The organism is Duganella caerulea, assembly GCF_040362985.1.
In the GTDB taxonomy this organism is placed as follows: domain Bacteria; phylum Pseudomonadota; class Gammaproteobacteria; order Burkholderiales; family Burkholderiaceae_D; genus Rugamonas; species Rugamonas vulcania.
Map to the genome: position 1 here is coordinate 69,766 of NZ_BPWJ01000017.1, position 11,940 is coordinate 81,705.

Here is an 11,940-nt window from a genome sequence, read left to right on the forward strand (position 1 = left end):
AGTTTGGCCCCGGCCGCCACCTGTGCTTGTGTGGGAGCCGGCGGCCCCGCTCACGCGGCCAGCCGGCGGGCCTGGCGTTTGGGCGCCGGCGTCTCTACGGCTTTGGGCTTGGCGCCGGCATAATCGCTGGCCAGCAGCGCCTCGGCGGCCTCCTTGTCCATGCCCTGGCTGTGCAGGTATTTGGCTACCATCGCCACCAGGCGCTCCAGCGCGATGCGGTGGGTGGCGTCGGTGTTCGCGTACAGCCAGTCCGAGAAGGCCATGAAACGGCCGAAGGCATCGTCGCCCAGCAGCACCGGCAGCGTGTGGCCGAAGCGGCCGGAGTTGGCCACCAGGTCCCAGTAGCGCGCAAAGCGCACCAGGCGCTGCATGGTCGGGAAGTCGATGTCGCGGTTGGCCAGGATGGTGTAGGGTGCGTAGGGCTCGAACACCAGGCCGTATTCCTGCGTGTGGCGGATGATGGGCGTGCCGCGCAGCCGCTTCAGGATGCCGAACTGGATCTCGTGCGGATTCAAGGCCCACAGCTTGTTGAAGCCTTCGGCGAAGCTCTCCACCGTCTCGCCGGGCAGGCCGGCGATCAGGTCCACGTGCATGTGGGCGTTGGAGTGGTCGGTCAGCCAGCGGATGTTGTCGGCGGCCTTCTGGTTGTCCTGCTTGCGGCTGACCAGCGTCTGCACCGCCGGGTTGAAGCTCTGGATGCCGATCTCGAACTGCAGCGCGCCGTGCGGGAATTTGCTGATGCCCTCTTTCAGTGCGTCCGGCAGGTGGTCCGGCACCAGCTCGAAGTGGGCGTAGACCGGATCGTCCGGATTCGCCTCCAGCTTATCGAGGAAGAACTGCATGATCTTCAGGCTGGTCTTGATATTCAGGTTGAAGGTGCGGTCGACGAACTTGAACAGCCGCGCGCCGCGCGCATGCAGCGCCTCCATCTCCGCCAGGAAGTGGTCGAGCGCGAACGGCCACGCCGTCTTGTCCAGGGCAGACAGGCAGAACTCGCACTTGAACGGGCAGCCACGCGAGGCTTCCACGTAGATGGTGCGGTTCTTGATGTCGTCGTCGGTGTAGAGCGAGTAGGGCAGCTTGATCTCGGCCATCGGCGGCTGCACGCCGGCGTGGATCTTCATCAGCGGCTTGGGGCCGTTGAGGATCTCGCCGCACAGCTTGGGGAAGGTGACGTCGCCCCAGCCGGTGATCAGGTAGTCGGCCAGCTTGACGATTTCCTGCTCGTTCGATTCGTAGGACACCTCCGGCCCGCCCAGCACCACCGTCACATGCGGCGCCACGCGTTTGAGCATGGCGACGACCTTGGTGGTCTCCTCGACGTTCCAGATGTAGATGCCGAAGCCGACGATCTTCGGCGCGTGCGCCAGGATGCGTTCGACGATTTCGGTGGTCTTGGCGCCGATGACGAATTCCTGCAGGCGTGTCTGTTCCTGCAGCTCGCCCATGTTCGCCAGAAGATAGCGCAGGCCCAGCGAGGCGTGGGTGTAGCGGGCGTTGAGGGTGGTGAGCAGGATGGACATGACGGGTGTTCGGATCGGCGAAACCGCTATTTTACGCTTTCGTGCCATGCGCGCTCTCGGTTGCCGAGTTGGCATGTTATTATTTATAACTTATTACTAACTTGGCAATCGTCGCCCATGAATAAAAAAATACTGGTCGGATCGCTCGCCGGAGGCGCGGTGGTGCTGGCCGCGGTAGCTGCTTACCGGCTCCTGGGCTGGAATCTCATGGGGGACGTCAATAGCCTGAAGCTGGATTTGTCCCGGCCGGACGCGCTGGTGATGACCAAGAGCCTGTCGTCGCTGCCGCGCGACCTGCTGACGGTGCCGCTGGCGCGCGACGTGCTGCGCGAGGAGTTCCTGTTCTATTACGAGCAAAGCGAGGACCGGCTGGGCCTCAAGGGCAGCCTGCGGCGCATCGCCTACGAACATGAACTGGGCTGGGGCGACCAGCTGCTGCGCATGGTGCTGGACCAGCCGGCGGAAGTGGCCCTGTGGCGCGACGCCGACGGCTCGCTCAAGCACTTCGCCATCGCCGTTTCGCGCAACCAGCTGACACGCTTGCTGGAGGAGGCGGGCAAGGTCGCGCTCAAGGACACGCAAATGAGCGTGGCCGGCGAGCTGCGTGTCGATGGCGACAAGGTGCCGGTGTATGCGCTCAACTACGCCTACAATCGCACCATGCTGTTCGCCGCGCACGGTCAGCGGCTGGTGATCCTGTCGCATCCCGGCATGATGTATGGCGGCGCGCAGGGCAAGAGCGCCGACAGCGCGGCCGGTAAAACAGTCGCCAGCCTGCTGGCGTCGGACCAGTCCAAGCAGAACATCTTCCATCCGCAGTTCCATCTGGACCAGGCGGCGCCCGATGGCCACAGCATCGCCGTCAAGGCGGACTTCCTGTCCTTCGGCTACCAGCCCTTCTTCGGCGCGCTGGAGGCGCTGCGCTTCGATTTCAGCAAGGGCGCCTGGCGCTCCGAGGTGCTGGTCAACGCGGACAAGCTGCACAAGGGCGGCTACGACAACGCCGCCTTGTGGCCGGTGCTGCCGAACGATCCGAGCGCCTGCTTCAGCGTGCCGGTGGACTGGGACGCGCTGCAGCCCATGCTCAAGCAAATGAGCGGCAAGACCTCGGAACCGGTGCTGCCGCTGGCAACCCAACTGCAAGGCCCGGCCGCCGCGTGCTGGTACGGCGGATCGCGTTTGCACACGCCGGTGTTCGTGGCCACGCGCCAGGCGAAAGCGGGCGGTGAGGCGCTGTACGGCAGCCTGTTCACGGTGGCCATCGGCGGCAAGGACGCGGTGCGCAAGACCGAAGCGAAAGGCGTCACGCGCTGGGAGCGCACCGTGGCGACCGCGATGGGCGAGGCCAAGCCGGCGCTGGCGGTGGCTGGCGACACGGTGGTCTTCTCCGCCGACGGCAAGCTGGTGGACCAGGTGCTGGCGGTGCGACGCAAGCAGGCGCCCGCCGCCTCCGACCTGTTGCCGGACGCCGGCCATACGGTGGGCCTGATCGCGCCGGCCTCGCTGGCGCAGCTGATCGAGCGCGAAGCCTACGACACGCTGCCGGCCGCTCATGAGCCGGTGCTGCGTGCCGCGGCCAATGAGCATCTGGCGCCGCGCCTGGCCGCGCTGAAGAAGTATCCGCCGTACCGCATGGTGCTCAAGCGCCTGCCGGCCAGCGGCACCGCATGGGAAACGCTGGAATGGCAAGCGGTCCAGCGATGATGCAACGGCGTTCCGCGTTGCGCTGGCTGGCCTGCGCCGGCGCGGCGGCCGCGTCCCCTGCCTGGGCCTTGCGCCAGGGCGAGGAGGCGACCACGCGGCTGTCGCAGGCGCAGAGCCGCGCCTTCCAGGCGTGGATGCTGCGTATCATCACGGCGCAGATCGAACGCGGACCGTCGCCGCGCTGGACCCACCGCGACTGCGCGGGCCTGGTGCGCTTCGCCGTCAACGAGGCGTTGGCCGTGCACGACGCGCGCTGGCTGCGCGCCAACGGCATCGCCAGCGACCGCCGCCTGCCGCCCGAACTGGAGCTCGACGCCAGCCAGGCCGCGCTGCGCAACCGCTGGGTGCAGACCGGCGGCACGGTCGGCCACTTCGTCACCGCGCTGGCGCTGGTGCAGCACAACAGCCGCTTCGTCGCGCGCGAAATCAGCCAGGCCATGCCCGGCGACCTGCTGTTCTTCGACCAGGGCGACGAACAACACCTGATGGTCTGGATGGGGGCGAGCATCGCCTACCACACCGGCACCGTTACCCCCGACGACAATGGTCTGCGGACCGTCGATATCAAACAACTCACGACCTGGAAGGACACGCGGTGGCAACCTGCGTCCAACAATCCCAATTTCGCCGGTGTATTCCGGCTGTCATTTCTTTCATGAAGCTGCTGCTCGCCAGTGTGCTGTCCCTGTTCCTGATCGGAAGCGCCGTGGCGCAGCCGGAGCCGAGCTATTACACGCCGTTCAAGGGCGAGCCGTTCTTCCTGCTGTCCGACGCCACGTATGGCAGCACCGACGAGGCGCGCGTGCGCCTTGAGGTGCCGGGGCGCGACATGGGCCGCATGAATCTCGAGGCCTATTCTGGCGCCGACATCGTGTTGTACCGCGTGCCCGAGCCGATGGCCTTCCTGAAGAAGCAGCCCAACCTGCACCGCATCCAGGTGGAGGGCAATTTCCAGGGCGAGGGCCTGGCCAACACGCTGAGCTTCTTGTGGGACAGCTGGTGGAAGCAGTCGCGCCTCTTCTGGCGCAAGCTGTTCTCGGCCGAGGCGCGCCTGTCGGTGACCAGCGAGCATCCCAAGTTGGCCACCAACGACGCGATCCGCCGGCCGACGGTGTTCGTCAATAATCCGCAGTACAAACCGATCAAGGGCATGGAGCTGGTCGACAGCTTCCGCTATCCGATCTGGCAGGCCGCGCCGATCGCGCCGCCCAAGGGCGTGAAGCTCGACGGATCGAGCAGCGACTTCGTTGTCCCCGGCGCCGGCAATGTGATGATCCCGCTCGGCAAACGCAAACCGGGCCTGTACCTGGTTGAAGCCATCATCGGCCAGCACCGCGCCACGACATTGGTGTTTGTGTCGGATACGATGGCCGTGACCAAGGTGTCGTCCGGCCAGATGCTGGTGTGGGCCGCGCGGCGCGACAACAGCGCCGCCGTCGCCGGCGCCAATGTGGCCTGGACCGACGGCACCGGCGTGCTGCAATCGGCCACCACCGGCGCCGACGGCGTGGCGTCGATGGAGCGCGGCAGCCCTGAGCATACCTATGTGCTGGGCGAGGACCGCGCCGGCGGCGTGTTCGTGTCCGAGAACTTCTACTACGACAGCGAGATCTATAACACCAAGCTGTATGCCGTCACCGACCGGCCGCTGTACCGGCCCGGCGACGAGGTCAATGTCAAGTTCATGGGACGGGAGTTCATGTCGGCGCGCGCCTCGCAGGCTGCTGCCGCGGCGCCTATCGGCCTGACCGTGTTCGATCCGAACGGCACGCCGCTGCTGACGCAAACGCTGCAGCTGTCCGGCGATACCGGCGCCGACACCCGCTTCCGCCTGCCGGAGCAGGCCACCGCCGGCGGCTACGAGCTGCGCTTCACCTACAAGGACGGCGTCTACGGCGCGGCCTTCCGCGTGGCCGAATATATCAAGCCTCACTTCGAGATCAATATCCAGCCGTCCAAGCCGGAGTTCAAGACCGGCGAGGCGGTCAAGGGCAGCATCTCGCTGCGCTACCCGGACGGCAAGCCGGTAAAGAACGCATCGATGACGCTGTCGCTGCGCAGCCAGCAAAACAGCATGGTGGACGGCGAGCTGCGTTACAGCGGCTTGTTCCCGGTGTCGCTCAAGACCGAGGAAGTGGTCAGCGACAGCAGCGGCAATGTGGACTTCTCGCTGCCGCCGGCCGCCGATCCTTCGCGCTACATCCTGACCGTGCTGGCCACCGACGGCGCGGCCTACCGCGTAAAGGTCACGCGCGAGCTGATGATCGAGCGTTCCAGCACCACCTACACCTTGAAGCCGTCGCGCCAGTTCTCCGATCCGGGGCAGAAGGTGCATTTCGACCTGCTGGCAGACGGCCAGGGTTCGGCGCGTCCGGTGCGCTGGGAGATGGTGCAGCTGGAGCGGCAGACCAAGACGTCCGGCGCCTTCGATCCCGCCGCCAAGGGATGGGACGTGACCTTCCCGGATTCCGGTTCCTACCAGCTGTCGTTGCGCGACGAGCGCGGCAACCTGCTGGCGGCGGCCAGCCACTGGGTCAGCGGCGACGGCGTGCAGGCCACGCCGGGCAGCATCGAGATTGTGCTGGACCGCGCGCGCTATCGTCCGGGCGAGACGGCCGAGGCGCTGATCACCTTCTCCGACAAGGTGGACCAGGCGCTGCTCACGCTGGAGCGCGACAAGGTTGAACAATATGGCCTGATGGCCGGCAGCGCCGACTGGTACAAGGCGCAGCGCGTGGGACCGAAGCAGTGGCGCGTGCGGATACCGGTGAAGGAGGAGCATGGCCCCAACATGACCTTCTCGGTGGCCTACACACGCAATGGCGATTTCGTGTTCGAGAACGCCGGCCTGCAGGTGATCGAGCCGCGCATCGCGCTGCAGTTCAAGACCGACAAGGAGGTCTACCAGCCCGGCGAGAAGGTGACGCTGGACGTCAAGGCCACGCTGGACGGCAAGCCGCTGAGCACCATGGTGGCGCTGGGCGTGGTCGATGAGATGATCTACGTGCTGCAGCCGGAGATTGCGCCGGAGATCGGCGACTTCTTCTACCACCCGCGCCGCAACAACGTGCGCACCACGGCCAGCCTGTCGTTCATCAGCTACGACATGGCGCAGGGCCGCAGCGGCGGTGCGCCCGCGCGCCACAACTACAATGAGCGCGGCGTCAAGGTGCTGGAGCGGCCGCGCCGCGACAACATCGACACGGCATACTGGGCACCGTCGCTGAAGACCGATGCGGACGGCAATGCGCGCGTCAGCTTCACCATGCCGGACGCGCTGACCCGCTGGCGCATCACCGGCCGCGCGATGGATGCGCAAGGACGCGTGGGCCAGCGCACCGGCTATCTGCGCTCGGACAAGAACTTCTACGCCAAGTGGACCGCGCCCGACTGGATGCGCGCCGGCGACGCGCCGCGCGCCACGGTGGCGGTGTTCAACCAGACCAGCGCCGCGCAGACGCTGGAGGTGATCCTGTCCGGCGGCACGCAGCCGAAGACCGAGAAGCTGAGCGCAAAGCCCGGCGTCAATTACGTCGAGTTCCCGCTGGCGGCGGTTTCCGGCGCCTTGCGCCTGGAGCTCAAGCAGGACGGCAAACTGGTGGACGCGCTGGACACCACAATGCAAACCCTGCCTGCGGCTTGGCTCAGCCCCCGCACGCTGACGTTGCCGCTGACCGGCGCCGAGACCGCGTTCAAGCTGCCGGCCGATGCGCGCAATATCCGCGTCTCGTTCGCGCAGGGCGCGGCCAGCCACTTCGCGCGCATCGCCGATGACCTGATCGAGTACCCATACGGTTGCGTGGAACAGACCGCGAGCCGCTTGATTCCGTTGACGCTGGCGCTGCAAAGCATGCCGCCGGACGCCACGCAGCTGCGCGAACGCCTGCAGGCCACGCTCACCGCGCAGCGCCTGCGGCTGGTGGCGATGGCCGGGCCCAACGCGGTCTTCGGCTGGTGGGGCAACGCCACTGCGGGCAGCGCGCTGATGACCGGCTACGCCTATTACGCGGACTGGTACGCGTCGCGCGCATTGCGCATCGAGCTGCCGCCCGAGCACTGGAATAGCCTGCTGACCGTGTACAGTGAACAGGGACTGAAGGATGCGCCGATCGACCGCGCGCTGGTGTTGTGGATGGCCCGCGATATCGGCCTGCCCACCAAGACCCTGGCCTCGGGCCTGGTCGACGACATGGCCACCGTCACGCTGGCCGGCAAGCCGCACGCGGGCGGCGACACCAGCAGCCTGCTGCTCGGCGCCGGCGATGACCGCGAAGCGCAGGCGATGGCGGTTGGCTTGACGTCGGTGGTCGCAAGCCAGAATGGCGTGGCGTTGCCGCCGGCGCTGCAGCAGCAGGTCGTCGCCGCGTGGAGCGTGTTGCGCTCGTCGAAGGCGCCGGTGGCGCAGGCCTTGCTGATGCTGGCCGGCGAAGTCCCACCGTCGCAGGCCGATGCGGTATTGGCCAGCGTTCGCGCGGACATGCCGACGCTGGACCGCTCGATGACGCTGTTGTGGGTGCAGAAAAAACTGGGCGGCGCGTCGTTCGGCAAGGCGCCGGCGCTGGCGTTGGACGGCCCGTGGCAAAAACAGGAGAGCCGCAGCGGCCAGCCGGTCTGGCGCTGGAACGACGCCAAGGCCCTGCCGGAGCAGCTCAAGTTGGCTGCGGCATCGGGCGCCGCGCCTGCGGGCACGGTGGCCGTGGTGCAGTACGACAGCCGCGCAGCGGAAGCATCCACCTTGCCGGTCACCGTCGAACGCCGCATCCTGCGCATGAAGCAGGGTAAGGACGGCTACACCACGGAGCTGGTCAAGCCGGGCGAGGCGCTCAGCACCGCCGAACTCTATCTGGATGAGATCACGCTGAAACCTGCACCCGGCTCCAAGCACCGCTTTGGCTTGCTGGAGGTGGCGCTGCCGCCTGGCGCGATGGTCGAGTCAAGCACCTGGGGCATGGTGATGGCGGGCGAAAAACCGACGCCGCTGGAGCGCGCGCGTCACGCCGAGCGCCGTGATGGTTACGCGGTGCCGATCGATCCGCTGGAGGAGGCCGTGACGGTGCGCCACCTGCTGCGTTTTGCGCAAAAGGGTAGCTACGTGCTGCCGCCGACTCGTTTCCACCGCATGTATCAGCCGGAGCAGAAGGCGCTGGAAGGCGGCGGCAAGACCATGCGCGCGTTGAAGGTGGAATGATGCGCAAATCGGCGCTTTCCCGCGTGCTGCGTCCTGCGGCTGTATTGGCCATGCTGGCCGTGCAGCCGCTGGCCGTGTCGTCGCGGGCGGCGTCGCTGGATGTGGCCTGGTGGCGCGACGGGAAAGCCGAGGTGCTGCAATTGCGCCAGGGCGGCCCGGCGCCGCAGCCGTTCGACGGCCGCCGCCAGGTGCCGCTGGCCAGCTTGTGGAAGCTGTTCGTCTATATCTATGCGGACGACGGCCATGTGCCGATGCCGGACTATCGTTGCGGTGGGCGCGATCCTGAAGAAGTCTATTGCTGCGAGGCGGGGCAGAGCGTAAGCCGGGATGCGGCGCTGGCCCAGTCATGCGGCCCGTTCTTTTCGCCGCGCCGGTTGATGATCGCGCCGGCGTCGTGGCGGGATTATTGGACGCGCCGTCTTGGCGCCGCGCCCTCCGGCGAACTCGCATGGCTGGCCGATCCCGCGCAGTTGACACCGGAACGGCTGGTGCGGCTCGACAGCCTGCTGCGCGCACTGTCCAGCATACCGGCCGCCAGCCGTGCCGATGCCGAGGCGGCGCTGCTGCGCGTGGTGCTGGATGGCCGAGGCGCAGGCACCGCGCGTTGGTTCGGTAGTCAGCTGCGGGTGAAGACCTATTCCTGGCATAAGCCCACGCAAGCGGGCAAGGAGCGCGAACGCCTCGGCGGCGCGGCGGGCTGGCTGGCCGACGGCACGCCGGTGTGGTTCGGCGGTGCCGGCGGCAGCAGCAATGTGCTGCAGCAGTGGGCGCCGCGACTGGCCGCCAATCTGCCTCCGGTGCAGGCGGCCGAGGACAGCGGTTGCGTTGTCGTCGATTACTTCAAGCGTTATCCGATCAGCAGCGTGCGCGGTGCGGATGGTCCGGCTGCGGCGGGGCCGCTCAATGGCCGTTTCCAGGTGCGCTTCGAAAATGGCAAGAGCCTGGCCTTGCGCAGCGCGGGCGAGATGATGCTGCAGACCGGTGGCGACGGCCGTCCGCAATTGCGCGGCCGCTTCGGCGTCAATGAATACGTGGCGCGGGTGATCGACCGCGAAGCCAGCGCCGACGAGCCGGAAGCGGCCAAGGCGCTGGCCATCGCCGCGCGCAGTTATCTGCGGCAGAACGCGCAGAGCGTGGCCGGCTGCCAGCAGATCGCCGACAGCAGCGCGACGCAGCGCGTCAGTCCCAGCCCCGCCACGCCGGCGGCGCTGGCCATCGCGCGCTGGACCGACCAGTTGATCGTCGACGGCGTGCCGGTGCGATATCACCGTGACCAGGCATCCGATGGCACGCTGGTGTGGACCGATGCGGTCCGGCAGGCGAAGCAGGGCAAGCTTTACGATGAATTGCTGGCGGCGGCCTATCCCGGCGGTGCGCTGAGCACCGCTGGCAACGCCGGCGTGCGCTGCAAGCGTCTGGGGCAGAACGAGGAGTGGCTGGCACGCGCCCTGCCACGCTGGCAGCGCGTGCTGTTGGGCGAGGCTGGTTATGAGGCGCCGGCGCAGCCGCCATTGGTCTGCGCGTTGGCCTCTGGCGCGCCGTACTCGGAGCAGTCGCGCAACCGCATCTTCATGCGCCCGCTGACCACGCGCGAAGACCGCATCACGCTGGCCCATGAATACCTGCATCTTGGCTTGCGCCGTCACCCGCGCGGCCAGGATGAAGACTATGTCGAGCGCTTGGCGCGCCGGCTGGTCGACCTTAACCTGGAGACGCTGTGATTCCCCGCATCCGATTGCTCAACGCCGCCGCGCTGCTGTTGGCATGCCAGCTGGCGCACGCGCAGGACAAAAGCATGACCTCACCGATAGGCGGCTGGAACCGCGCCGGCCTGACCGACCGTTCGGAGGAGCTGGCGGTCAACTATCCCTACGCGCTGGTGGACCGTGGTGCACAACGTGGACGGCGCATGATCCAGGGCCAACTTGATAAAGTGGGCAAAGGCAGGGCTTTCCATAAGCTGGTGGTCAATGGTAATCCGACGCCTTTGTACACGGACGAGGATGGGCGCTACGCCCGCGCGTATTCGTTCGGCTCCGGTTCCAACAGCGTGGAGATCCGCTCGCCGGACGGCAAAGCGGTCAAGCGCGTGCAGTTCTATGAAGCGGACCGCAGCAAGCCGCAGCCGATGATACGCATCATCGCCGCGTGGGACGACAGCCAGGCGGAAGTCGACCTGCACGTGATTACGCCGGACGGCCAGCACGCGTTCTTTGGACAGCCGGCGCTGAGCAACGGCGGCGGCCTGGATGCCGACACCGTCGACGGACCGGGCCCTGAGAACTTCGTGATGACGTCGCCGATGCATGGCTTGTACCAGGTATGGATTAACTACTGGGGTAACTTCGGCGCCGACGGCTATCACTTCGACGAGAACACGCGGCAGCGGCCCGTCATCACCAGCCGCATCACGCTGGTCTTCAATGAGAACACCCCGCGCGAGCGGCGCGAATCGTTTGTCGTGCCCTTGCGCGGCATCGGCGAGCTTACCCTCGTCAAAACCTTCAGGTACTGAGCATGAATCTGCGCTGGTTATTGTTAATGTTATTACCGATTTGGGCGCAGGCCCAGGTCACCATTGATTCGCCCAAGGGCGGCTGGCGTAATTCCGCCGGCGCGCGCGAGGACTATACGCAGCCGGTGCATTACCCCGCGGCCTCCGTCAGTCTGCAGCCGGGACAGAGCGAAACGGCGCAGATACGCGGCCGTATCGCCGGCGCGCCCAAAGGCAAGCCGGCCACGCTGGTGGTCAATGGCGTGGCGATGCCGCTGGAAGTGGCGGAGGATGGCACGTACGGACGGCCGTATGGTTTCGGCAGCGGCTCCAATAGTGTGGAGGTGCGCGCGCCGGACGGCAAGAGCCGCGCCCGCGCGCAATTTGTCGACAGCTACCAAGGGAAGACCCAGGCGCGCTTGCGGGTGGTGCTGTCCTGGGATAGCGCCGGCACCGATCTCGATCTTCATGTGGTGACGCCAGACGGCGGCCACGCCTGGTACGGCAATCGCGTATTACAGGACGGCTCGGCCCTGGATGTGGACGTGACGACCGGCTACGGGCCGGAGATCTTTTCCAGCGCTTCGCCGCAGAAGGGTAATTATCACGTCTACGTAAATTACTTCGGCAGCGGCGCGGACACGTCCACGCTAACCGTCGCGCGTATCTCCATCATCACCAATGAAGGCACGCCGCGTGAAAGACTGCAAACCTATCAAGTGCCAATGCGCGCAGCTGGCGAACTGACGCTGGTGAAATCATTCGTGTTCCCGTAAAAAGCCCTTGCGGAACCCGTACTCGCTTTGCTATAGTTCGCCCCCTCGCAGAACACAGCACATGTTGCTGAGTGATGTGAGGAGAAAAAGAAGGGGTTGACGAAACGGTCTAAACGCTTCATACTCTTTCTTCTTCGCTGACGGACACAACGCTTCGCAGCAAACGCAGTACCGAATAAAGTTCTTTAAAAATTAACAGTCGATAAGTGTGGACGTTTGATGAAAGTGCACAGCAGACTAGTTCTGCTGATACTT

The 11,940-nt window shown here is 66.2% G+C and carries 7 protein-coding genes; 6 read left to right on the forward strand and 1 reads right to left on the reverse strand.

Annotated elements, in window-relative coordinates; all coding sequences use genetic code 11:
• Window positions 1-50 precede the first annotated feature (50 nt).
• Window positions 51-1,523 carry a B12-binding domain-containing radical SAM protein gene (locus tag ACUJB0_RS30345; RefSeq protein WP_444848517.1) on the reverse strand — a complete coding sequence of 491 codons (1,473 nt, stop codon included), beginning with the start codon at window positions 1,521-1,523 and terminating at the stop codon, window positions 51-53.
• A 117-nt stretch (window positions 1,524-1,640) separates the two neighbouring features.
• Between ACUJB0_RS30345 and ACUJB0_RS30350 the strand changes: the two genes are divergently transcribed.
• The 6 genes from ACUJB0_RS30350 to ACUJB0_RS30375 are packed head-to-tail and all read left to right on the forward strand — an operon-like array spanning window position 1,641 to window position 11,685.
• Window positions 1,641-3,227: a DUF2138 family protein gene (locus ACUJB0_RS30350; protein WP_444848518.1), complete on the forward strand. Its 1,587-nt coding sequence runs from the start codon at window positions 1,641-1,643 to the stop codon at window positions 3,225-3,227.
• Window positions 3,206-3,886 (forward strand): DUF1175 family protein, encoded by a 681-nt coding sequence (locus ACUJB0_RS30355; RefSeq protein WP_444848519.1) that lies wholly within the window; start codon window positions 3,206-3,208, stop codon window positions 3,884-3,886. The genes ACUJB0_RS30350 and ACUJB0_RS30355 overlap by 22 nt, the downstream gene beginning before the upstream one ends.
• Complete coding sequence (locus ACUJB0_RS30360; protein WP_444848520.1) at window positions 3,883-8,415, forward strand: alpha-2-macroglobulin family protein; 4,533 nt, start codon at window positions 3,883-3,885, stop codon at window positions 8,413-8,415. The genes ACUJB0_RS30355 and ACUJB0_RS30360 overlap by 4 nt, the downstream gene beginning before the upstream one ends.
• The gene (locus tag ACUJB0_RS30365) at window positions 8,412-10,136 is read left to right on the forward strand and encodes a DUF2300 domain-containing protein (RefSeq protein WP_444848521.1); all 1,725 of its coding nucleotides are present in this window, start codon (window positions 8,412-8,414) and stop codon (window positions 10,134-10,136) included. Before ACUJB0_RS30360 ends, ACUJB0_RS30365 begins: the two co-directional genes overlap by 4 nt.
• Window positions 10,133-10,930 (forward strand): YfaP family protein, encoded by a 798-nt coding sequence (locus ACUJB0_RS30370; protein ID WP_444848522.1) that lies wholly within the window; start codon window positions 10,133-10,135, stop codon window positions 10,928-10,930. The genes ACUJB0_RS30365 and ACUJB0_RS30370 overlap by 4 nt, the downstream gene beginning before the upstream one ends.
• 2 nt (window positions 10,931-10,932) lie before the next feature.
• Window positions 10,933-11,685, forward strand: coding sequence for a DUF2135 domain-containing protein (locus tag ACUJB0_RS30375; protein ID WP_444848523.1), 753 nt, complete (start codon window positions 10,933-10,935; stop codon window positions 11,683-11,685).
• Window positions 11,686-11,940 lie beyond the last annotated feature (255 nt).